Annotated in this window: 13 protein-coding genes; 3 read left to right on the forward strand and 10 right to left on the reverse strand. The window is 37.5% G+C overall.

What is annotated here, in order from left to right; all coding sequences use genetic code 11:
• Positions 1 to 77: 77 nt before the first annotated feature.
• The gene (locus AAEU33_RS05510; protein WP_345991291.1) at positions 78 to 1,871 is read left to right on the forward strand and encodes a metallophosphoesterase; all 1,794 of its coding nucleotides are present in this window, start codon (positions 78 to 80) and stop codon (positions 1,869 to 1,871) included.
• 128 nt (positions 1,872 to 1,999) lie between these two features.
• Here the strand turns inward: AAEU33_RS05510 and AAEU33_RS05515 are convergent, their stop codons facing one another.
• A complete protein-coding gene (locus AAEU33_RS05515; protein WP_345991293.1) occupies positions 2,000 to 3,067 on the reverse strand; it encodes a phosphatidylinositol-specific phospholipase C1-like protein in 1,068 nt (355 codons plus the stop codon).
• Between the two features lie 326 nt (positions 3,068 to 3,393).
• Between AAEU33_RS05515 and AAEU33_RS05520 the strand changes: the two genes are divergently transcribed.
• Positions 3,394 to 6,438 carry a TonB-dependent receptor gene (locus AAEU33_RS05520; protein WP_345991295.1) on the forward strand — a complete coding sequence of 1,015 codons (3,045 nt, stop codon included), beginning with the start codon at positions 3,394 to 3,396 and terminating at the stop codon, positions 6,436 to 6,438.
• Positions 6,439 to 6,455: 17 nt separating this feature from the next.
• Positions 6,456 to 8,222, forward strand: a complete 1,767-nt coding sequence (locus AAEU33_RS05525; protein ID WP_345991296.1) for a RagB/SusD family nutrient uptake outer membrane protein — start codon at positions 6,456 to 6,458, stop codon at positions 8,220 to 8,222.
• 68 nt (positions 8,223 to 8,290) lie between these two features.
• Here AAEU33_RS05525 and msrA read toward each other — a convergent pair whose 3' ends face one another.
• From msrA to AAEU33_RS05570, 9 genes are all read right to left on the reverse strand, one after another.
• The gene (gene msrA, locus AAEU33_RS05530; protein WP_172281489.1) at positions 8,291 to 8,845 is read right to left on the reverse strand and encodes a peptide-methionine (S)-S-oxide reductase MsrA; all 555 of its coding nucleotides are present in this window, start codon (positions 8,843 to 8,845) and stop codon (positions 8,291 to 8,293) included.
• A gap of 235 nt (positions 8,846 to 9,080) precedes the next feature.
• Positions 9,081 to 10,049, reverse strand: coding sequence for an ROK family protein (locus AAEU33_RS05535; protein ID WP_172281487.1), 969 nt, complete (start codon positions 10,047 to 10,049; stop codon positions 9,081 to 9,083).
• A gap of 87 nt (positions 10,050 to 10,136) precedes the next feature.
• On the reverse strand, positions 10,137 to 11,348 hold the full coding sequence (locus AAEU33_RS05540) for a PepSY-associated TM helix domain-containing protein (protein ID WP_345991299.1): 1,212 nt from the start codon (positions 11,346 to 11,348) through the stop codon (positions 10,137 to 10,139).
• A gap of 51 nt (positions 11,349 to 11,399) precedes the next feature.
• On the reverse strand, positions 11,400 to 13,517 hold the full coding sequence (locus AAEU33_RS05545) for a TonB-dependent receptor (RefSeq protein WP_345991300.1): 2,118 nt from the start codon (positions 13,515 to 13,517) through the stop codon (positions 11,400 to 11,402).
• The gene (locus tag AAEU33_RS05550; RefSeq protein WP_345991302.1) at positions 13,517 to 14,719 is read right to left on the reverse strand and encodes a PepSY-associated TM helix domain-containing protein; all 1,203 of its coding nucleotides are present in this window, start codon (positions 14,717 to 14,719) and stop codon (positions 13,517 to 13,519) included. Before AAEU33_RS05550 ends, AAEU33_RS05545 begins: the two co-directional genes overlap by 1 nt.
• 43 nt (positions 14,720 to 14,762) lie before the next feature.
• A complete protein-coding gene (locus AAEU33_RS05555) occupies positions 14,763 to 16,919 on the reverse strand; it encodes a TonB-dependent siderophore receptor (RefSeq protein WP_345991303.1) in 2,157 nt (718 codons plus the stop codon).
• 336 nt (positions 16,920 to 17,255) lie between these two features.
• Positions 17,256 to 19,451, reverse strand: coding sequence for a TonB-dependent receptor (locus AAEU33_RS05560; protein WP_345991305.1), 2,196 nt, complete (start codon positions 19,449 to 19,451; stop codon positions 17,256 to 17,258).
• Positions 19,452 to 19,691: 240 nt separating this feature from the next.
• Positions 19,692 to 22,763, reverse strand: a complete 3,072-nt coding sequence (gene secA, locus AAEU33_RS05565; protein WP_172281475.1) for a preprotein translocase subunit SecA — start codon at positions 22,761 to 22,763, stop codon at positions 19,692 to 19,694.
• A gap of 117 nt (positions 22,764 to 22,880) precedes the next feature.
• A complete protein-coding gene (locus tag AAEU33_RS05570; protein WP_027382805.1) occupies positions 22,881 to 23,102 on the reverse strand; it encodes a DUF2795 domain-containing protein in 222 nt (73 codons plus the stop codon).
• Between the last annotated feature and the right edge of the window lie 97 nt (positions 23,103 to 23,199).

Below are 23,199 nucleotides of genomic sequence, written 5' to 3' on the forward strand. Positions count from 1 at the left end.
AACTACTTTCACAATTATTTAAAATTCCCTTAAATCAATTCCAAAAATAATCCTCTAATTTTCGGGTTATTTTTACCATGTTAAAAAAAGGAGTTTTCTTCATTTTACTTTTAGCTTTTACTTGCTTATCTGCCCAACAAAAGCCTATCCAAATTGCTTTTCTTTCAGATGTTCATTTTCAGGATTTGTATGGGAGTTTTTCGGATCATGATTTTAAAGGAATTGTTAATCCCAAAACAGGAAAAGCAACCATTTTGAGGACAATGGATGCTCAATTGCATTCCACACGAGTTTTTAATGAAAATTATTTTGCTTTCCTGAAAGCGCTGGATGATATTGCTACGAAAGGAATTAAGATTGTTGCCATACCCGGTGATTTTTCGGATGACGGGCAAGCGTACAATATACGCGGGTTGCAACGGATTCTGAGGACGTATCATGAAAAGTATGGGATTAATTTTTACATAACAACGGGAAATCATGATCCTGTCGGCCCATTTTATCAGGATGGAGGGAAAGATGATTTTTTAGGAAGCGATGGAAATGCATTGGGGGTTTACAGTAATAAAACCCTGTCAAAAAATAAACGGAATATTATTACGAAGGACATTGCGGAATCGGGGTATCTCGAGATTTTGAATGAACTTAAAGATTTCGGTTTTTACCCGCAAAAAGGGAATCTGTATTGGAGTACTCCTTTTGCCAGCTATTCTTATTCCGGCTACTCTTATGATCATGCAATGAAATGTGCCAATTACCCGAACAGGATGTATGAAGTCTCCAAAGGATTTTCAGTCCCTGACTTAAGCTATGTGGTAGAACCGGTAAATGGGGTTTGGATGATGGCTATTGATGGTAACACTTATATTCCCAAAAACCTCAATAAGGGCTCGGATGATCCCGGAAATTATAACGGAGCGAGTATAGGATATAATAATGTTCTGACGCATAAAAAGCATTTGATCCAATGGGTAAAGAAGATTGCAGAAGAAGCTGAAAGAAATGGTAAAACTCTGATTGCCTTTACCCATTACCCGATGATCGATTTTAATGACGGGGCCACAGATGAGATCAAAAATCTTTTAGGAGAGAAGAAATGGCAGCTGGAAAGGGTTCCAGAAGAAGAAGTAGCCAAAGACTTTGCAGATGCCGGGTTGCAGATTCATTTTGCAGGACATATGCATATCAATGATACGGGGATACAGAAAATAGGGGATAAGATGCTGGTGAATATACAGGTTCCTTCTCTTGCAGCCTATTTACCAGGTTATAAAGTGCTTACCATTCATTCACAGGATGTAATGGAAGTAAGGACAGAAGTTTTACATGAAGTTCCCCGTTTTGATGAGTTGTTTCCTTTATACGAAAAGGAATACAAAGCATTGCAAAAAATTCCGGGGAAGCTCCTGTGGAATAAAGAAATCCTGAAAACAAAATCCTACCATGATTTCATGTTATTTCATCTTAAGGAATTGGTTCGCCTTCGGATGATCCCGGATGACTGGCCAAAGGATTTTATTGAAAAAGGGAAATCCTTATCAGGGAAAGAGTTGCTTTTGCTTTCTGAGGGTTCAAAATATACATTGCCTAAAAATATCAATATAAATTCGTTCAAAAAATGGAATCTTGAAGATCTGTTGTTCGACCTGTATAAATTCCAGTCTGCTGATGAACTTGCACGAAAGGATATTTCGAAGGAAAGGTGGATGCAATATCAGTTTCTGATAAAATGTTTTGAGAAAAATCAATCGAAGGATCCTTTTATATTAAAGCTAAAATCTGTCTTCAGGATCTTATCCCTGCTTTCAAACGGAGATCCGGCTGATCATTTTGAAATTGATTTGAAAAAGCAATCAGTAAAAAAACTGTAGAGGTATCTTATGTTGAATGGCTGAATCCTGCTTCTCAAACCTTCGTTATTAAAAGCTCTTTTAAAATAAAAAGAAAGCAACCTTATGCTAAGACTGCTTTTCTTTGATATGAATGTGAACGTGTGTAATTATTGTCCGTTTACCGGATTTTTTCTTTCATAAGTATTGTTTTCAAAACTTACCTTATAATCTGATTTAAAAAGCCTGCTGGGTAAGTAATAATCTGTTGAAATTATTTGTGCCCCGCTTGCTTTGGCTTTTTCAAACCTTGAATAATCCCCGGCTCTCGCTTCCATAGTATCTGCATCTGCCCTGGTGCGGATAATGTATCCTTTTAGTACGAGTTCCCGGATTTCAGGACCGGGATCATTCCTGAACAATACTGCAGCTTCCGGGGTTCCGGGTAATGAATTAGTGAATATCATTCTTCCCGATAAAGAAGCGTGTCCCTTGATATAGAGATCCCTGGTTTCTCCGTTGTTATCCAGCACAAAAAGAAACTTTCCTTTGGCATTTTTTACGGTCGGCCAGTTCTTGTGAAGGACTGCTTCGTTCAATGTGGTATAGGATCCGCGAATATCATCCGGGGTGATGATCTTGTTTTTACCGAGGTACTTTTTAAGCTCGTTATCAAGGTCATCGAATAATTGGCTTGTATAGTGCTCCGGTTCGGTTCCGAATGTGTTGGCTCCGCCATCTTTAGGTTCCAGGGTAATGAATATAGGGTCGTGATCAGGGTGTGCGTCGGACCATTTTTTAAGATCCTTTAAACACTCTTCAAGTGTGTAATACCAGGTCTGATAATCAATATCCGTAATATGGATCATTTTGTATCCCGGCTTTTTCATTTTCCCTTCCGGATCAAAAGGTTGTTTTGTTTTGACAAGATCTAAAATTTTCGGGTGGGCATATTTTCCGCCTTTGCTGTCTGCATACACATCAAGTTCGAGGTTCCTTAATCCTAAATCCAGCTGTTCCGGGATCGCCATATGCTCGTATTGAATTTTAGGCAGGGAATGTAATGAATCTTTTTTTGCCAGAAAATCATAAACCTCAGGAAGGATTGCTTTCTTATAGCTGTTATGGGAGCCGATCACCTGGATTTCATTCATCTTTACATCATCCAGATTCTGTCTCTGTGCCCATAGCAAAAAATAGGGCGATAAGTATAACAGAAAAACGGCAGCCTTTTTCATAATAACTCAAATTTTGTCATGGCGAAATTAGCGACTCTTGTCCTTAGATAATTTATACATTATGTTAATAAATTTTTAAGATTATGTAAATAAGGTAAAATATACTGTTTGTAAGACTCTGAAAGTTAAAACGATATTATTTTCTCATTTTGGGATATTTATATTTTGTTGATCTTAAGATAATATTATGTTAAAATAGTTTTTGGGGAAATGAATTTACTTTGTATGCCGAAAATAAGCTGTGAAAAGAGTTGAAAAAAACCACTGTTGCGGGAACAACAGCGGCTTTTTACTAAGCAAATGTTTATTACAATTTACTTAATGATATGTACCACAAAATTAATTTTTTTAAATTTAAAAAGCTAATTCCAATAGCGTTAATCTTTCTGTTGGCCAATCAGGCCAATGCAGAGGGTTTTACGACCATTAGCCCTGTTTACTCGCAGGTAAATGAGACGATTTCCGGAGTTGTTTTGGATCAGGAGGGATCACCGGTTGAGGGGGCAAAAATTATGGTTGCAGAAACGGGAGCTACAGCCATCTCAGATGCTTCAGGAAATTTTAGCATTTCTGCTTCTATCGGACAAACATTATCAGTCTCTTATGATGGATATGAAGTTCAGAAGATAAAGATCGACGGAACTTCTGTTTCTGTACGGCTAAAATCCAAAAAAGCAGCAACTTCTATCGAAGAGGTAACTTTAGTAGGTTATGGATCCCAGAAAAAATCTGATTTAACAGGAGCTGTCAGCCAGTTGAAGGCTGAAAACTTCAAAGAAGGAATGAACATTTCTGTGGATAACCTGATGCAGGGAAAGATTGCCGGTGTTCGTATAGTTCAGTCAAGCGGTGAACCGGGGGCCGGAGTGAACGTATCTATTCGTGGGATCGGTTCAATAAGGAGTGGTAGTAATCCTTTATTTGTTGTAGATGGTGTTCCTTTAAGTAATGATGCGGTGAGTGCAACAAGCCCGAATGTAGGTTTAGGAAATGCACAGGCAAAAAATCCGTTAAACTTTCTGAATACCAGTGATATCGAATCAATCACCGTCTTAAAAGATGCTTCGGCTGCTGCCATTTATGGAGCCCGGGGATCGAACGGAGTTGTTTTGGTCACCACGAAAAGAGGAAAGAGAGGGGAACCTATGTTTACCTATGATACCTATCTTGGTTTTTCTTCTGTTATTAAGAAGCTGGATCTGCTAACGGCAGATCAGTACAGAGCTGCCGGAGTTGATAAGCTTTATGATCACGGAGGAAATACGGATTGGCAGGATGAGATCTATAGAAACGCGGTGTCTCAGAATCACTCGGTATCATTTTCAAAAGCTACGGAAACAGGAAATTATTTTGCTTCCATTTCTCACATGGATCAGAACGGTATTGTTCTCAACAGTGGTTTTAAAAGAACAACTGCCCGTCTGAATGCAGAAGAGTCTTTTTTTGACAATAAAAGGCTAAAGGTTAAAGTAAACCTTACGGCAAGTGACATCAGGGAAACAGGAATCCCGAATGGAGGTAATGCAGGATCGGATGGTCAAGTCATTATTCATGCACTGATGGCGAACCCAACCCGTTCTGTTTATGATCAAAACGGGAACTTCACTAATTTTAATATGAATGCTCATTATAATCCATTATATCTGTTAAGTGTTTATAATGACAAGACCAATACCTTCAGGGTTTTAGGAAGTACAGAGGCAACTTTAAGGATCTTGCCGGGATTGAATTATAAATTCAATTTAGGGATCGATAAAACAATGTCGGAGAGAAACACCACTATGTATCCGAATATTACCGACAGAACTCCCAAAGGAATGTATGTTCAGGCCAATCTTGATTCTTATAATATTCTGTTGGAACATTACTTAACCTATGATCTTAGTTTAAATAAGCATAATTTCAGTTTGCTGGGAGGTTTTTCATATCAGAAATTCAAATCTACAGGAACTTATTTCGGAGTAAAGGATATTGCTGCTCAGGGAGCGGGAATTGCACCGGAAATTAATCCGGGATATTCAGGAACGGCATTTATTCCCGGAGCGGGATATGCGCAGGAAAATGAATTGCAGTCCTATTTCGGAAGGGTAAATTATAATTTTGATAAAAAGTATTTACTAACAGCTTCATTACGAGCAGACGGTTCCACTCGTTTTGGTAAAAATAATAAATACGGATATTTCCCTTCATTTGCGGTGGGGTGGACGGTTTCCAATGAAAATTTCTTAAAGGACTCTCAGATCATCAATGAATTAAAATTAAGAGGAAGCTGGGGGCAAACCGGTAACCAGGAAGTTCCAAACAAAATTACACAAGCGAGTTCTTCACTGACGCAAGCTGCGGGATATTATCTGTATGATAACTTAAATCTGATCAACGGAGTGGCCATCAATAGAACGGTAAATCCTGACCTGAAATGGGAAGTTGTAGAGCAGACCAATATTGGGACAGATTTCAGTCTATGGAAAAATAAATTGTACGGATCATTGGAATATTATCATAAGACGACGAAAGATCCTATTTTAAATATTCCTTCAAGACCTTTGAGCCCAACAAGCACTGTTTGGAAGAATGTTGATGCGCAGATTGTCAATAAAGGTTTTGAATTCAGCTTAGGTTCAGAGATCATCAAAAATGAAAATTTTACATGGAACCTTGATGTGAACGGAGCGACAGTGAACAATGTTGTAAAAAATCTTCCGGTATCAGCGATTTACTCCGGTGAAGTTTCGGGACCGGGGCTTTCCGGGGTAACGGCGAATATTTACAAAAACGGATATGAGGCGGGTTCTTTCTATATGTTGAATTATCTTGGTGTTGATGCCAACGGAAAATATATCTATGAAGATATTAACGGGGACGGAAGAATCGATCAGAATGACAGAAAAATTTTCGAAGGAGCTATACCCAATTTTACCTTCGGGATCAATTCTTATATGAAATACAAGCGATTTGATTTTGCATTCTCTTTCATCGGACAAACCGGAGGCTATCTCGTTAATAATACGGCGCTTGACCTGAATATCAATAACCTAGCCTCAGACAGGAACGTTTTGAAAAATTTCTACGATTCGGGAGCAAGTTTCACCAATCAGCCCCAATTGTCCTCTTTGTATCTTGAAAAATCCGATTTCCTTCGTTTGAACAACGTAAGGCTAGGATATACTTTCGACATGGGACAACTGAAATTTTTAAAGAGCATTAATCTCTACGTAAGCGCACAAAATTTATTTACCATCACCAGTTATTCGGGATATGATCCTCTTGTTGATACGAACAAACAAGTAGGAGGGAACCAGTCTCTGGGAATCGACTATACAACATATCCGTCTGCCAAAACATTCATTTTGGGGGCAACTGTTAAATTTTAATTTGAGTTAAAGAAATCATGAGATCTAATTTTTTAAATATTAATAAAATTATTTTATCCATTGCTGCATTGGCCTTAATAGGATGTACAAATCTGGATGAAAAAGTAATCGATGAGGTTCTGGGTTCTGAAGTTGCAGATCCAGAGGCTGCTTTGGCTGCTGCTTACAGCCAGCTTGGCGAAGGAACTTTTGTAGACCATGGAAGTGTTTTTGCTTTGCAGGAATATTCTACGGATGAGGCCATTCTTCCTACGAGAGGAAGTGACTGGGGAGACGGAGGAAAGTGGAGAGCTATGCACGAATTTACTTGGGATGCCAACAGTGACGTGGTTAAAACGACATGGAACCAGCTGAACTTCGGGATTACCAAATCTTTAACGGCGATATCGAGCGCTAACAAAAGTACAGGAGCCAATAAAGCATTATTTTTAGCAGAAGCAAAAGGATTATTGGCATATTATACTTACACAACCATCGATTTATTTGGCCAAGCTCCTTACAGGGATCCGGATAATATCAATGCCCCGATTGTGATCAGAAAGGCAGATACTACAATTGATGCTTTAATCACTGAAGTAACAGGGCTTATTCCCAATTTAGCAGATATTAAAACTCAGAATACCCATGCAGGAAGGTTTACAAAGCAAGCCGCCTATGCACTTTTGGCAGATATGTACCTGAACAGGGCAGTTTTAAAAAACAAAACGGCAGGTACTTTCAATTTTACGGAACAGGCTGTAAGTGGGGGAGGAAATGATATGGATAAAGTGATTGAATATTGTAACTTGTTGATTAATAATCCCAACTTTAGCTTAGAGTCTAATTATTTTCACAATTTTGATATCAATAATGATACGAGCAAGGAGATGATCTTTACTATTGTTCAGAAAAAAATAGCCAGTTCAGACAAGGGTTCGGATAACGATTTAGCGTATATGTCAATGGAAAGGAGCCAGAAGCCTTCACCGGATAACAGAGGAACAAATGCATCATGTGTCACTCCTGAATTCTATTACTCATGGAACGGGAATCATGATGACCCCCGTTTTCAAAGAACCTATCAATATGGAGACGGAACATGGTTCAGAAATGACGGAACTGATGTGAGCGTGCCTTCAACAAGTAAAGTGGAAGGAACAGGAAAACCCTGGTTTCATTTTAACAGAGGACTGCAGGTGGGTCAGCAATATGGGCCTAAAATTCTTCAAAATGGAAATTTCGATATGACCGCAGATGGAAGAATTAAAGTATTTAAGTTGTTTACAGAAAAAAACACAACGCTTGCTGCAGATTTCACTCCTGAACTGAATTTTGATAACCCTTCTGAGGCTGTATTTACGCAGGCGCAGATCAACAGAGGAGTAAGAAATTTCAAATTTGAATTTGATCCGGGCTATGGAAACAACGGAACAAGCGGAATGGACGTCCCATTATACAGATTGGGAACAATCTATATGATGCGTGCAGAAGCCTATTTCAGAAATGGAAATATAGCAGCAGCGTTAGCCGATGTTAATAAATTAAGAACCAGCAGGACCCGTGAATCTTTATATAATAATGCTCCGGGAGTTGCGATTGCTTCTCTTGATGCAAATACTTTATTTAAAGAGTCCGGCTATGAACTGTATTGGGAGATGTACAGAAGAAAAGCGATGATAAGATTTGGGAAATTCGATCTTCCGGGAACGGCTAAGTCAGCGTCCCAACCTTACAGAAGAATTTTCCCGATTCCTCAGGCAACACTTGATGCATCAAATGATTTTACACAGAATCCGGGCTACTAGTTTTTCTCATATAAATGATTATTTTCTGCAAAGAAAAGCGAAGAGATTATTCTCTTCGCTTTATTTTTTTATTCAGCATTCAACATGTTCAGTTCTCCGAAATGTTTTTTGAATTTTTGAATTTTAGGGCCTACCACAGCACTGCAATAAGGCTGTGTAGGATTTTCATTGTAATACCCCTGGTGGTATTGCTCAGCAGGCCAGAACTTATCGAATTTCGTTAATTCGGTAACATATTCTCCGGACCATCTCCCTGATGCTTCAGATACCCTGATGGCTTCTTCTGCTTTTTGCTTTTCCGCATCATCTTTATAGTAAATAACAGAACGGTATTGTGTTCCGATGTCATTTCCCTGCCTGTTAAGCTGTGTAGGATCATGAAGGAAAAAGAATACATCCATCAATTGTTCGTATGAAATGATCTTAGGATCATAAGTGATCTGTACTACTTCTGCATGACCTGTATTTCCTGTACATACTTCTTCGTAGGTCGGATTCTCTTTATGTCCTCCTGAATAGCCTGAAATTGCAGATTTTACACCCTTTAGCATGTTGAAACAGCTTTCTACACACCAGAAGCATCCACCGCCGAAAGTAATCTGTTCTAAATTATTGTTATCCATTGTAGGTTGATTGTTTGAATTACCGGTTTCTTTATCTATCCTATACTATAAAGGATATCAAAAAGCTAATCAAAAATATGAAAAACTTTTTCATTTTTTACGGGAACTGTCATGAGAATTTGTACATATTGCTCGTGATTTGCAGCGAGCCGAAAATCAAATATTCCGGATAATATAGGACAAAATAAAAAGCACCCTTAAAGGATGCTTGATTATATCTTTAAATAGCGTCAGATTATTTTTCCCAAACCAAAGCACTTGCCCCCAAAATAGCAGCATCCGCTTCATCAAGTTCGCTGAAAACCAATTTAACTTTATTTCTGAAAATCGAAAGAAGGTTTCTTTCCATATGAAGTTTTGCAGGTTTCAGGATAAAATCTCCGGCTTTAATAACTCCACCAAATAAAAGAATCGCCTCAGGAGATGAGAACATAACAAAATTAGCCAATGCCTCCCCTAATTTCTGTCCCGTGTATCTGAATACTTCGATAGCAATAGGATCTCCTTTTAATGCACATTCATGAACCGTTTTAGAATTGATCGCCTCTTCAGGATACTGGTTCAACAGGGATTCAGGAAATTCAGCCCTCATTTTTTTAGCCGTGATTGCAATTCCTGTAGCGGAGGCATACGCCTCAAGACTTCCTTCAGAACCGGTACTCCAATGCTTTCTTCCTCCCGGTTTCACAATGGTATGTCCGAGTTCACCGGCAAAACCATCATGTCCGTAGATCAGCTTTCCACTGGCCACGATACCGCTTCCTACGCCTGTTCCTAAAGTGATCATGATAAAATCTTTCATTCCTCTTGCTGCTCCGAAAAGCATTTCACCATAAGCTGCGGCATTGGCATCATTGGTAATGGTACAAGGCAGATTGAATTTGGCTGTCATTAATTCAGCAAAAGGAACAACTCCCTTCCAGGGAAGATTGGGAGCCTGCTCTATGGTTCCGGTGTAATAGTTCCCGTTAGGAGCACCTACACCAATGCCATCGAAATTTTTTTCATTGCCGTACTTTTCAATCAGAGGGTGAACCTTTTCATGCAGGGCTTCGATAAAATCTTCAACCTTTTCATATTCATCCGTTCTCAGGTGCCCTTTTTCAAGGACCTCTCCTCTGTGGTTTACCACTCCAAACTTTGTATTGGTACCACCAATATCAATTCCTATGGCAACATGTTTTGATAAATCTATTAATGACATTTTCTATTCTAATAATTCTAAAGGGTTAAAATTATAAAAAAGATTGTATTAATGGATTATTAACGAAGAATTTATTAAAAAAAGTTTTCAGGCCGTTTTGGGTGTTTTCTTTTTTCTTCTTCCCCACCATACGAGGAAGCCAGTCACTGGTAATGAGGTACATATGAGACTTACAACAAAGGCAATGATTTTTGTAGGAAGCCCCAATATGGATCCGACGTGGATATCATAATTTGCTCCCACTACTTTTTCTCCGAAATTTTTGTCTTTAGGATCGTGAGTGTGAAGAAGTTCACCTGAGTTTTCATCAAAAATTAAGCTGCTGCTTTTATGATAAGAATAGGATAGGTGCTTTACGTATACTTCAAAATTAGGATGCTCGTGATCATCCATATGTTCGTGCCCGAGATCTATAGAAAAACCAAAGGAATCCGGATATTTCTCTTTAACAGTATTGCTTATTTTATCGAGCGTGGTTTCTGTTCTCTGCTCTATCGGGGCCTTTGTCTTGATATGGGAAAAATCAGGATAAACGGTACTTCCTCCTGAAAAGATCACATAGATTGCTGCCTGAACAAAAAAGAAGGCATAAAATAAACCGGTAATAGAGAATATTAAAGCGAAAACGGAGGCGTAAAAACCTAGTACATTGTGAAGATCATAGTTCTTTCTCTTCCAGCTTTTGATATTTTTCCATTTGAAAGAAAAACGTTGTTTCCTCGCCGCTTTATTTTTAGGCCACCACAATACGATCCCCGTAATCAGCATGATGACGAATATAATAACGGGAATCCCAACAAGGTATTTTCCCCAGTCCTGTTTCAATAAAAAGCTCCAGTGGATCATTTTTACGATCTGGAAGAATCCGTTTTTTTCGTCATACGTTCTTAAAACTTTTCCGGTGTAAGGATTTACGTAAGCCGCTTTATAGACAGGATATTCGTCAAAGTAATTCCAGGCATCGGTGTTGTGTTCGTACCAATAGAAAATGTATGACATCTTCTTATCAACAGGAATGTTAACCCAGTGAACAGGATATTTCTCTTTTACCTGTTCGGTAACTGATTTTTCCAGCACCCTGATCGGCATGATCTGTTTTTGATCTATATTTTGCTCGTTATGATAGATAACATCTTTTCGGGTAACGTTTTCAATCTCATCCTTAAAAACATATAATGCTCCGGTGATGGAAATAATGAAAATTAAAAAGCCGATTCCCAGTCCAAACCACAAATGCAGTTTAGCAGACCACTTTTTAAAAAATCCGGGCTTTTTTTTATGGTGATGTTTCTTCTTCATATCGTAACAGAAAGTCGTGCAAAGATAACACTTAACTTTTATTTAGATTAATTAAAATTTATATTCGATCATGAAAGTTCCTCTCATCCCTAAAGAATTGATGAAGTCACTATCTCTTGCAGACCACCATGCGATAGAAGGTTGGTAGAGTTTATTGAAAAGGTTTTCTATTCCTAAAGAAACTTTCCAGTTATTATTGACTTCATAGCTGGACTTAAAATTGAAAACAGTGTAATCCGGAACCCGACCTTCACCGTAAGCATATAATCCTGTTTTTGTATTAGGCTCGAACCTGTCCTGTTTAAAGGCATGAAGCATATCAAGCCCTAAAGATAATGCCTTCACAGGCCTTACCTGAACATAAGCCAGGACCTTCGGAGCAGAAATTCTGCTGTTGTTGATTTTTGCAGAATAATCACCGTCATTTTTTATAGAAGTAATGCCTTCCATCCAGCTGTAGCTTCCACCGAAATTAATCCATCGGGTAGGCGTGAAATGTAAAAATCCTTCTACTCCATATACTACTTCGGGAGACCTTTGAATGGTTAAAGCACGGTCCGGGCTCTGAACAAATGAAGCTCCTAATTTTGAAGTACTTACATAAGATGTAATTTCGTAATTGATCCATTTGGAAATCTGACCTGTGGCTCCCAATTCATAATTGTTAACAATAATAGGTTTGGTTTCGAGGTTTTGTATAGTTCCTTCCGTAGATGTCCTGAGGATCCTGCCTAGTTCATTAATCGAATAGGCTTGTGAAAAGCTTCCGAATAAATTGATATAATCTTCAATATTATAACGCACCCCAATGTTTCCTACAAAGGCGTTGTACTTTAAGTCTCCGCCGGTAACAAAAATACTTTTTGTGAATGTGCCGTCGTTTTTAATGGATGAGAGAGTATTGAAATCACCTACCTTAACTTTTATATTCTCATAACGGACACCTCCTTTAATGGTAAGCTTTTTTAAAAGATCAATTTTAATAAGTGCAAAAGGAGCAATGTTGGTCATGTCCATGTCCGGAGTCCAGTAACGGCCATCTTCAAGCTTCTGTACGGTTTGATCATTAAGTATATCGACTCCGTAAATAACTTCTGCCTGGGAGTTTTTCGTATTCCACAATTGAGTATCAAGATTAATACGGGCACCTTTTTTCTTGGAAATAACGTTGGACTGCCCTCCGTTCAGGAATGTATCACTGTATCCATACACTGTTCTGAAGTCCTGATAATAAAGGTTTACATTCAATGATGTCCTTTCAAACAGGTTTTTATTATCGTAGCTTAATTTATAGTTATGGTTTCTTGGTGTTCCCTGTGGAGTAGTTTCAAGATTTTTCCCCCTTCCTTCACCGATTGTTGGAGTAACTCCGTATTTTCCGGTTTTTAATCCTAAATCCAGATCTGATTTCGAAGCATATCCTAAATATGAAGCCTCAATTCTTTGATTAGGAGTAAGGTTATATCCCAGTTTCAGCATTCCGTTGTAATTGTCCATTTTTGCCGTACTGTAGGTAGGGCTGAGGTTTACACCGTCAGCATCCTTCAGGTATCCCGTTCTTTCGTAAGCCAATGAGGCTACATAATCAAATTTGTCTGTGATCTTTCCGGATAAAAGCTGGCTTGCCCTGAATCCTAATGTCCCGCCATAAGGCTGACCTGTAATTCCGATCTGTGAAAGACCTGAAATCTTTTGATCCGCTCTGCTTCTTTTGGTAATATAATTAATGATACCTCCGTCCGCTCCGTTTCCATATATGGACGAAGCACCTTTAATAACCTCGATCCTTTCAATAACCGACGGATCAATAGATCTTATATCCCTTGCTCCGTTTCTAAGTGGAGTGGACTGTGGAACCCCGTCAATAAGTACCAATACCTGGCGGCCTCGGAGGGTTTGTCCTGAATTGGAAGTTTGTCCCGAACTTGGTCCCAAACTCGGAACAGTATATTGAAGGATGCTGGTAATATCCGAATTAACCGTCAATTGAGATTGTACCTGCTTTTCCCCGACAATAGTAATAGAGCTAGGAACTTCCTTGATATTTTCTTTTTTTCTTGAAGCTGTAAGTACAACTTCTTCAACATTCCTGGTTTGTAGTGTATCTTTAACTTGTGCAAAAGCAGTCACTGTTCCCAGACATGCTACTGATAAAAAAGCTTTTTTCATTATATTTTTTTCCCTTGTTTCTTTCTTTTTCCCCACCATACCAGAAATCCGGTAACAGGTAAAGATGTGCAGATAAGCCCTGCAATAAACCAAATGATCTTGCCCGCCAGGCCGAAATAAGAACCTGTATGGATGTCATAATTGGCATTGGAATATTTCTCTGCAGCAGATAAATTCTGATGAGGGCGGTTTGCCAATAGTTTTCCGGAGTACTTATCGAATATCAGAACATTTCTTTCGCTGTACCTTCCGTCTTGCTGATAAATGGTTACCGGAATGTTCTTCAGTTCTTTTCCTTTTTTATTCTTTCCGTTCAGAGGAATTCTGAAACTTGAAGAAGACGCATATATTTTTCTCGTTTCATTGGCTGCCAGATCAAAAACTCTATTGTTTTTTGGCAGTAGCGAATCCGGAGACTTGGGTTGCTTTTCTTTTGGAAGTTCAAATGATCCGGATAAAGTGAAATTGAAGGCATTTTTAACGTAGGGGTAGGTAAAGTAAATACCCGTAATCGCCATAAGTAAAGCAATAAACGAGGAGTAGAACCCCAGAACATTGTGGAGGTCATAGTTTTTCCGTTTCCAGGTTTTTACATTTTTCCAGTTAAACCAGAAGCGCCCTTTTCTTGCTTTTTTATTTTGAGGCCACCACAATACAATTCCTGTGATCAGCATTACAATAAAAAGAACCACCGGAATTCCCACCACATATTTTCCCCAGTCCGATTTCAAAAGAAGACTCCAGTGAATATATTTTAAAATGGTAAAGACATCATATTTTTCATCATAAACAGCCAGGATTTCACCGGTATACTGGTTAACAAAAACCTGCTTATTGATCAATACTTCCTGAAAATAATTCCATCCCTTTTTCCCTTTTTTATAGTATAAAAATCCATAAGATTTTCCTTTATCCATTGGGATCTCAACAGAACTCAAAGGATATTTTTCATTAAGTTCCAATGTTACTTTTTCACGGAGAAGACCAATTGGTAAAGGTTGTTCCCGGATGGTTTCTCTTTTGAGTTCTATAGCATCTTTTCGGATTATATTCTGGATTTCATCCTTAAAAACATATAAAGTTCCGGAAAGGGAAACAATGAATACGATCAAACCCACAGATAAGCCGAACCACAAATGCAGCTGGGCAGACCACTTTTTTGTAGCGGATGGTTTCTTCTTATGATGATGTTTTTTACGCATAGAAAAAAGTTAACCGGAAAAAAACCGATTAACCTTTATTTATTTAAAATTTATACCCTATTGAAAGTCTGAAATTTCTCGGAGCTTCAGCTTGATAATAATAACCTCCTCGTTGAGTATTATCTACCATCGTAAAGTTAATGCTGCTTCCGCTATACAGATATCTGTTGAAAACATTAAATACATTCAAACCAACTCTGAATTTTGTATTTTCCCAAGACAACCCTGCATCAAATTTAAGATAGTCATTCATTTGTAATGGAGCGTTAGTACTTCCCCAATTCCATGTACTTCTTCCTCCCAGAAATGTTCCTCCGAAGCTTAGCCCAAAACCTTCTAAATCACCTTGTGTGAAAGTATAATTTAGCCAGCCATTTACAGTATGTTTTGCAAACCCAGGAACTTTATCACCCTTATTACTTAATGGTGTTGTTTCTGTAAATTTATTTTCTGTGAATGCATAATTAAATATTGCATTGAATCCTCTTACAATTTCCCCTTTAAGATCAAACTCTACTCCCTGTACTCTCGTTTTACCAAGAAAGATTGAGAAAATTCCTGTTGGATCAGTAGGATCACCTCCTATTGCATTATTTTTATTAATATTATATAAAGATAGAGTTGTATTCCATTTTCCGGCAAACCAGTCCCGTTTGAATCCAATCTCTGTACTGTTTCCAGTGATTGGTTTTGCTGTAGTTCCGTCTCTGAATAATCCTGACTGAGGTGAAAAAGCTTGGTCATATAGAGCATATGCTGAAGTATTTGCATCTATAGAATAACTCAAACCAATGCGAGGAGTAATCCTATTTGCTTCAGTTTTTGTTCCATAACTATTTTCTTTAACATTAGTATAGCGTGCTGCTAAAGTTAATCTCAAAGCATCATCTAAGAACCCTAATTCATCTTGTAAATAAACACCTGTATACTCCTGTTCAATTGTTCCATATGGTGTGGCTCTTTCTAATAGAGATTTTCCTTGGTTATCGAAATGAGGATACGAGGTAGGTGGTGTGTATGTAGAAGAATTAAGATCAAATGGTTTTTGTTCTGTATCTAGTGCTCCACTTCTTGACCAATCAGCAAGATATTTTTTAGATCCCAAATCTAGTCCTGCTAAAATTTTATGAGATACAGGACCGGTTTTTACATAACCATTTAGAAACGCCTGTCCAAATTTCATTACATTACTTGCCTCCCAAAAATTGAGTGTTCTGATAAATTGAGTGTCAGATATAAATTTACCTGGCCAGATATCACTACCCATAGTATACTCATTTACATAAGTTAACTGTGTAGTTAATTTCCAGTTTTCGTTAAATTTATGTTGTAAATTTAAGTTTACAGTATTGTTAGTAATTTTAGTAGGATCTATTCCAGGGTCGGTTACTGTAAATTCCACTGGTTTTGTACCATATCCTTCAAAACTATATACATAAGCGGAACCAACTTCAGACATTTTAGCTCGTTGATAAATGTATTCTGCCGTTAAAGTTGTTTTATCAGTGAGGTTTACTTTTAATGAGGGATTGATAATGTACCTGTCATTAAATTCATAGTCTCTGAAGCTCTTTTTATTCTGAGCCATTAAATTCAATCGGAATGCTACTTTATCTGTAATTTTTGTATCAATATCAGTCTCTCCTCTGTACATATTAAAGCTTCCAAGCGTTACTCTGGCACTTCCGTTCAATAATTGTCCGGTAGGCTTTTTGGTAACGATATTATAAATACCGCTTGGTTCACCATTTGACATCAGGAAACCGGAAGGGCCTTTGATGAACTCAATATGATCTACAAAGCTCATGTCCTCACTCAGAGGTCCCCAGTTTGAAGTGACATTTACCCCATTCATAAAGGCAGCTGCTCTTGAACCTCTCATGTTAACTCTGGTATACATATCTCCCCAGTGTTCTAACCTTTGTGCTCCGGCAACATTTCGTAATACACCATCGCTTAATGTGGTTACCTGCTGATCTTCTAAAGCCCTGTTCGTAATAATAGAAATGTTTTGAGGAATTTTGATCAGTGCTTCATCTAAACGCATTGAAGAAGAACCTTCCTTTTCTACATATTTTTTATAGTACTTACCGCTTACTACAACCTCTTCAATATCGTTTGATTTAATCGTATCTTTTTTTTCCTGAGCAAATACCATCACAGTTGATAATAAAGCAGCTCCTATTATTACTCTTTTCATTGTTTATAAGATCCTTATGTGTATTGAATTATTTTGTTAAAATTTATAAGTCAGACGATTGATAGTAACACCGTTGTTCTTTTTAAACATGCCGGTTTGAATATTTCAGCGCCTCGATTGATTATGATCTAACTGTAGATTATAATTTGTTAACTAAAAATTTTTGCAAATATATTGTTTTTAATTATTCTAAATAAATTAGAGTATTGATATTTATCATAAAAATGTTATTTAAAGAATAATAAAAGCCATTTCATACTAAATGAAATGGCTTTTATTGTAATGCTAATTATAATTTAAATAGAAGAATTTGTTTCTTTTGAGGTAAAAGTGATATTAAAATTTATAAGTAATACTTCCCAGGATATTTGCTAAAGGCTGGGCGTTTGCAGTCGTATATCCATTCCAGTAATGCTCATTTGTAAAATTGTCTACCTTAACTCCTATTCTGAATTTCTTGGTATCGTAAAATGCATTGGCATTTAATACCAGATATTTCGGAAGTATAAATGTTCCCATAGTAGTAGAGTTTACGATTTTATTATCACTCGCGTAATTACCTCCTACACCAAAGCCAAGTCCTTTTAAACCTCCATCTAAGAACTGATAGCTTGCATTAAAATTAACCAACCATGGAGATGATGCCGTTGACGGCCTTCTTCCTATAACCGTATTGTCTGCTTCAGTGTATTTCATATCATTGTAGCTTACTCCGGCGATTACAGAGAAACCTTTGATCAGGTAAGCATTGGCTTCTAATTCGACACCCTGACTTGTTAATGATCCGGCCTGGTTTTGTACAGCCTGCCCGGTTCCCGTCATTTCACCTGTATTAAGAAGGGTGTTCTTTACTTTGATATTATAATAACTTAAAGTAGTAGTAACTCTTCCTTTTATAAGATTCGTTTTGATTCCTCCTTCAAATTGATTGGCTCTTTCAGGAGTAGCTAGGTTGATGTTTCCTGCTTTATCTGAGGTATAATAACCATTACTTGAAAAACTATTTTGATAGTTTCCAAAAACGGAGAACTTGTCCGGAAGTATCTGATAGACAATTCCGAATTTTGGAGACCATGCTCCCTGATTGTAGGAAGAAGCAATATTTGGTCCTATAATACCACCTTTATAAGCAACACTTTCATATCTTAATGAAGTTAAGATGTTTAACCCGGGCAATGGAGTAATTACATTAGAAATATAGCCGCTATAGATATCTTTTTTACCGGCACTTTTATAGGTATTGTTTTTTTCAAAATCTTGCGTACTTTGAAGGTTTGAATATATTTCGCTCAGTGTTTGACCATTCATGTTGGAATAATTTCCTCCAAATGGGACCCAATCAAAATTTGTGAACATAAAGAATTGGTTATCATTTATCCTCATATAATCAAAACCGGCTACGGTTCTGTTTCTTACGCTTCCGATTTTAAAATCAGCATTGAAATTCTGCTGAAGTTGGAAATATGTTCTTTTGCTGTCTTTGGTAGACTGATCGGCTCTAGTAATTCCTATTTCTGAACCATTATTGGGGTTGGGAGCAAAGTAGAAATAAGGATTGAACCCGTCAGAATAAGAATAGGAAGTACTTACATTGGTAGAGGATTTGATAAAATCATTGATCTTATAATTTACCTGCCCGAAAAAGTTTCTGGCTTTTGCTGTTGTTTTAAGATCATTCCCTGTGTATGTTTGCTTGTAATCATATCCTAGCTTTTCCATTTTATCCATGCTGTCAGCTCCCAGTTGTGAACTTGGAAAATAAAAAAAGAAAGCGGTTTCAGGATACGCATTAGTCTCAAACATTTCCAATTCTGCATTGATCTCTAGTTTGTCTGTCGGGCGATAGGTAAGGGAAGGAGTAAATGCATAAAAGGAGTTTTTTGCATTTGGTCTTTGAAAAGTTCCCTGATTGGTATAAGCTGTATTTAATCTGAATAGCAGTTTTTTATCGTTGGTAAGTGGTGTATTTACATCGGCTTGTACCCGGTAGTAGTTATAACTTCCGCCAGCCAGAGAAACTGCTCCTGCAAATTCTTCAAAAGGCTTTTTTGTAATTCTGTTTACTACTCCCCCATATGAAGTTACATTACTCCCGAAGAGGGTAGCAGAAGGTCCTTTTAATACCTCTATTCTTTCTACATTAATAGCATCCATAGATGTGGTGATCGGAGCGACCATTCCATTTCTGATAGAGTTTCCGGCTACAAAACCCCTTAAGTTAAGATAGATTCCGCCATCACCGGCTCTGTTGGTAGCACTCCACATTTTTTGGGCACCTGCGACATTTCTGAATGCGTCATCCACGGTAAATAATAATTGATTTTCCAGAACACCTTTATCAATTGAAGAATATACCTGTGGATCTTCTATAGCTTTTAACGGCATTTTATTAGAATAGTCACTGTCTTTTTTGATATAAGTACTAATGATGACTTCATCAATACTTTTGGTTTTGGTATCTGCCGTGTCTTTTTTTTGTGCAAAAGTTAACATTGAGCCCAGCATTGAAACACCAATCAGTACATTTTTCATGAAAGCAATTTTTTTTGCAAATATATTGTTTTTAATTATTCTAAATAAATCATAATATTGATATTTATCACGTAAATCTTATTGAGAAGATAATAAAAAAGCCTTTTTATAACTTTTTAGTTCGGATGGGACGATGTTTTTCCCAGATAGTAGCTTTTAATTGTATGAATTATTTATTTTGAGCAAAAAAAACCGCAACAAGTTTACTTGTTGCGGTTTTTCGTATGTATTAATTATTTCTTATGCTGGGATTTCTCCTTTGTACAAGAAAGAAATAATTTCTTTATTCATTTTGTCTACCATTTCACTGAACAGGTGGAAAGATTCTTGTTTATAAATTACAAGCGGATCTTTTTGTTCATAAACAGCTCCTTGTGAAGATCTTCTTAAGTCATCCATTTCACGTAAGTGAAGTTTCCAGTTTTCATCGATGATTGATAACGTAATATTTTTCTCGAAATCGTTGATCAGCGTATCGCACTGGCTTTCAAAAGCATCTTTAAGATCCGTAACAATTGTAAGCGTTTTATGTCCATCCGAGAAAGGAACCTGAATCATTTTGAACATTGAACCCTGATTTTGGTATACATTTTCAATGATAGGGAATGATTTCTCCTTCAACAGATTCAACTTCATCTGATAATCTTCCTGTGCTGCTTTGAAAAGGATATTCGTAAGATCCTGAACAGATTTGTTACCGAAATCACTTTCAGAAACAGGAGAACCCATTGTGAAATGTTTGATGACTTCAAATTCAAAATCTTTGAAACTGCCATTAGCTTTACCTTTGGCTGCAATAGAATTGGCAACGTCAAAGATCATATTGGTAATGTCATACTTCAGGTGATCTCCGAATAATGCGTTCTTTCTTCTTTTATAGATTACGTCACGCTGCTTATTCATTACATCATCATACTCAAGAAGTCTCTTTCTGATTCCGAAGTTATTTTCCTCTACTTTTTTCTGAGCTCTTTCAATAGACTTGCTGATCATAGAATGCTGAATCACTTCTCCTTCTTTATGACCCATTCTGTCCATCATCTTGGCAATTCTTTCAGATCCGAACAAACGCATCAGATTATCTTCAAGAGATACATAGAACTGGGAGCTACCAGGGTCACCCTGACGTCCTGCTCTACCTCTTAGCTGTCTGTCAACACGTCTTGAATCGTGTCTTTCTGTACCGATAATTGCTAAACCTCCCGCTTCTTTTACTTCTTTGGAAAGTTTAATATCCGTACCACGACCTGCCATGTTGGTTGCAATGGTTACCACTCCCGGCTGTCCTGCTCCAGCTACAATTTCCGCTTCCTTCTTGTGAAGTTTTGCGTTCAATACCTGGTGTGGGATTTTTCTCAGCTGAAGTGCTTTGGAAAGTAATTGAGATATTTCAACAGAAGTTGTACCAACCAGAACAGGTCTTCCTGCTGCTGTTAGGCTTTCAACTTCTTCAATAACTGCGTTGTATTTTTCTCTGTTGGTTTTATATACCAGATCCTGTCTGTCATGTCTTAAGATAGGACGGTTGGTAGGGATAACCACAACATCTAATTTGTAGATTTCCCAAAGCTCACCCGCTTCCGTTTCTGCTGTACCCGTCATCCCCGCAAGCTTATTGTACATACGGAAATAGTTCTGAAGCGTTATCGTCGCAAAAGTTTGGGTTGCTGCCTCAATTTTTACATTTTCTTTCGCTTCGATTGCCTGGTGAAGACCATCTGAATAACGACGTCCTTCCATGATACGGCCTGTTTGCTCATCAACGATTTTAACTTCACCATCAATTACTACATATTCATCATCTTTTTCGAACAATGTATATGCTTTTAATAATTGGCTCATCGTGTGAACACGCTCAGATTTTTCAGCGAAATCAGAGAATAATTTTTCTTTAGCCTCAAATTCTTCTTCTTTAGATAAATTTTTAGCCTCCAGTTCTGCAATTTCAGTTCCGATATCAGGAAGAACAAAGAAGTTAGGATCTGAGTTTCCTTGTGACATATACTCTACCCCTTTATCTGTAAGATCTACCTGATTGTTTTTTTCTTCAATTACAAAATACAGATCTTTATCTACGATCGGCATATCACGGTTGTTATCCTGCATGTATTGCCCCTCAACTTTTTGAAGCAACGCACGGTTACCGCTTTCCGATAAAAATTTAATCAATTGTCTGTTTTTCGGAAGACCTCTGTAGGCCTGAAGCAATTTGAAACCTCCTTCTTTCGTATTTCCTGCAGCAATTAATTTTTTTGCTTCATTGAAAATTGTTGAAACAGTTTTTTTCTGTACCTCTACAATTCTGTCGATAGAAGGTTTTAATACATCAAATTCCTGTCTGTCTCCCTGAGGTACAGGACCTGAAATAATCAAAGGTGTTCTTGCGTCATCTACCAATACGGAATCTACCTCATCCACGATGGCAAAGTTCAATTCTCTTTGTACCAGTTCTGAAGGTGAAGTCACCATGTTATCTCTCAGGTAATCAAAACCGAATTCGTTATTGGTTCCGTAAGTGATATCCGAGTTATAGGCTTTTCTTCTTCCGTCTGAATTCGGCTGGTGGTTATCGATACAGTCGATGGACATTCCATGGAACTGATAAAGAGGTCCCATCCATGCGGAGTCCCTTTTAGCAAGGTAGTCGTTTACGGTAACTACGTGAACTCCTCTTTCCGGAAGAGCATTTAAATAAATAGGTAATGTTCCTACCAGGGTTTTACCTTCACCGGTTGCCATTTCGGCAATTTTACCGCTGTGAAGAATAACCCCTCCGATAAACTGAACATCATAATGGACCATATCCCAAACTACAGGAGTTCCGGCTGCATCCCAAGAGTTTTTCCAAACGGCTGTATCTCCCTGAATTTCTACGAAATCTTTAGTTGCTGCAAGTTCTCTGTCTGTCGCAGTTGCTGTTACGCGGATCTCTCCGTTCTCTGCCCATCTTCTTGCTGTCTCTTTTATCAATGCAAAAGCTTCAGGAAGAATCTGGCTAAGAACTTTTTCTTCAATTTCGTATGATTCTTTTTTAAGAGATTCAATTTTTGAGAAAAGAGCTTCTTTTTCATCAACATTCGTTGAGTTTTTTATCTGCTCTTTTATTTGTTCTATTTGCGCTGTAATGGTACTTGTTGCTGATTTGATCTTATCTTTAAACTCAGCAGTTTTTTCTCTTAAACCATCATCACTCAATTGCTGAATGGTAGGTTCAACAGCTTTGATTTTTGTTACAACTTTTTTTACTTCTTTTAGGTCCTGCGCTTTCTTGTCTCCCAAAAACCCCTTAAGAACTTTATTTAAAAAACTCATAAAATTTTGATTTAGGCTCAAAACTTAAGCCTTGAGCATTTTAATTATTACACCTTAGCGGGTGCTTATGATATATCTAAAAAAGCTTTAAACACAGAGCTTAAAGCCTTTTACAGTTTAATATTCGTCTTCATTCCAAAGGTAATCCTCATCAGTAGGATAATCACTCCAGATCTCATCAATGGCGTCATAAATTTCTCCTTCATCTTCAATAGCCTGAAGGTTTTCCACCACTTCCATTGGGGCACCAGTTCTGATTGCATAATCAATAAGCTCTGCTTTTGTCATTGGCCAAGGTGCGTCACTTAAATACGAAGCTAATTCTAATGTCCAGTACATAATTTTTCTATTTTTTTTGCAAAAGTATAAAAATAGGTTATATAATAAACTTTTTTATACCTGATTTTCAATTCTTTTTATTAACTTTTGTTCACTA

The sequence above is a fragment of the Chryseobacterium sp. Chry.R1 genome (assembly GCF_039645525.1).
In the GTDB taxonomy this organism is placed as follows: domain Bacteria; phylum Bacteroidota; class Bacteroidia; order Flavobacteriales; family Weeksellaceae; genus Chryseobacterium; species Chryseobacterium proteolyticum.